This is a genomic window from Campylobacter sp. 2352 PW, from assembly GCF_024723575.1.
GTDB lineage: Bacteria > Campylobacterota > Campylobacteria > Campylobacterales > Campylobacteraceae > Campylobacter_D.
The window spans coordinates 1-2359 of sequence record NZ_JANQCX010000027.1; the positions used below are offsets into that span (position 1 = coordinate 1).

A 2359-nucleotide genomic window follows, 5' to 3' on the forward strand; every position below is an offset into this window, starting at 1 on the left:
TTAAGTATTTATCAGAACTATCCACTAAAGGTTTTAAATCTTTTTCAAGTTTATTGATTTTATCTTTGATGGTTTTAGTTGTATTATTTACTTGGCTTAATATTTCATTTTTAACGCTAAAGCCATTTCCTTCAAATTTATCTTTTGAAGCAGTACTTAAACCATTGTTTTCATAAGCTAAAAGAAAATCTAAACTTTGAACTACTTCTAAAGCTTTAGTTTTATCGCCACTTAGAAAATATTTAGCCACAAATTCAACCTTTTGATCTTCGCTCATTGTAGAATAATTTGCTTTATCTTCTAGCATTTTTAATAAATCACTTATTTGTAATTTATATTTTCCATTGGTGATATCATTAATGATTTCTTCTTTGATTATTTCTTGAAGTAAATCATCTTCATCTAGCTTCGCACCACTTCCTTCTCCACCTTCACCACCTTCACCTATGGTGCTAAATTTAGGATCTGTTACTTTAAAGTCAGTGGTAGTTTTAAATGAATTAGAAGTTTGATCATATTGTATTCCTGTGGTTGCTTGAGCTGAAGTGATAAAATCTTGTTTTTTACTTGCTAATTCATTTTCATCAAATTTGACAAATGTTATCTTGCCTTGGTAAGTTGCTTCATTATCTTTAATTCTATCAAATACTCCATTTTTTAGATAAACATTTACATTATTAAAACTAACCTTCTCATTTAGTCCAAATCTAGTATCAGCAAACAAATACTGTTCTTTTCCTTGATAATTACCATCTAAGAATATATAAACATTATTCAATTCAACATTCCCGCTAAGATCTCCTGCAAAAGAAAATATTTTGCCATTTCTACCCTGTATGTTTTCAACCCCATGTATAATTATATTCTCAAACACAGTCTTATCGTTTGCATCTCCAACATGTCCAGCAAATAATGAAAAATTACCAGAATTAAAATCATCAAATGTTACTTTTTTGATGTTATTTATTGATATGTTTTTATAAGTTCCATTAGAAATGGTGTTAGTAAAAGCTGCAGAAGTACCTTTACTTTGAAAACCAAGGTTAAAATTTCCTATACCATCTATCATTATGTTTTCAAAATTATGTATAGAACTATTTGCACTTAAAATTTGGTTAGCAAATCCTGCTACACTACCACCCATAGAGTAAATTTCACCTATATTTTTAATAGTAATATTTTTAGCATTCACATTTGCATCAATATATGCAGAGAAACCTGCAGCCGCTTTGTAAGATTCTATCTTATCTATATTTTCTATTACAATATTTTCAAAGTTTAAATTTACCCCATTCCATAAATCAGCATATCCTATAAATCCCCCAGCTCCATAAGTATTACCGCCTAAGATAGTTTTAAAATCCGCAACTTTGATATTTTTAAAGATACTATCAGTGTTTGTATTTTGATCAATATATCCTATAAAACCGCCACCAGCACCAGAAGAACCATTTATAATTCCATATCCTTTATCTTTTCCACCATATACTGATATATCATAAAATTTTCCACCATCAATAGCACCTATAAATCCTCCACTATTTACACCATATAATGCCTCAGCATACACACCATTTATTTTAATACGAGAATATTCCCCATCTTGTTTGCTTAAACCCGCAAAACCACCAGCATTTTTAAAATAATTTCCACTAAGCTTTATATTTGAAAGCTCTATATCTTCAAATTTGCTATTTTGTGTTTTTCCAACCAAACCGCCTATGTTTATAGCATTAGACTGCCCATTTACGTTAACCTTAAAATCAACATTATTAACTTTTAAATTTCTAATACTACCACCATCAACAGCACCAAAAATGCCTATAACTCTATATCTTGGATCAGATATCTTAAGTTGATCTAAATCCATTTTAATATTGCTCAAAGTATAACCATTACCATTAAAAGTAGATGTAAAGGCACCATCCCAGCTACTATAGCTTGTATACCCCACCATATATTCAGGTTTAAAATCATTTTTAAAGTCTATATCATCTATAAGTCTAAATTCTTTAACATCTCTTGTATCACCTCTATCGTTATTCCAAGCATCAGCAAATATAGCCCATTCACCTACTGAGTCTATAGTAAGGTATTGTTTAAAGTCTATTTTTTGAACTTTATTCTCGGTTACTTTATTATTATTGTCTATATAATTAGCTAAAGTAAAACCATCAGCACCTACAAACTTATAACCACCTTCTTCAAATGCACTCATACTAGCTGCTATGCTAACACTTTTTAAAGCTGTAATATTGTTAGTTTTATTTTCTGCAAAAGAGCCAGGGTTTAATACTAAATCATTTCCCACCAAATGCGTAGTAGAGTTTTTATTTCCTACTTTACCACCTTGTATATC

The 2359-nt window shown here is 29.8% G+C and carries 1 protein-coding gene; it reads right to left on the reverse strand.

The window, feature by feature from the left end; translation table 11 throughout:
- Positions 1-2359: hypothetical protein (locus tag CAMP5121_RS07920; protein ID WP_337215287.1), on the reverse strand; the 2359-nt coding region annotated here is incomplete at both ends.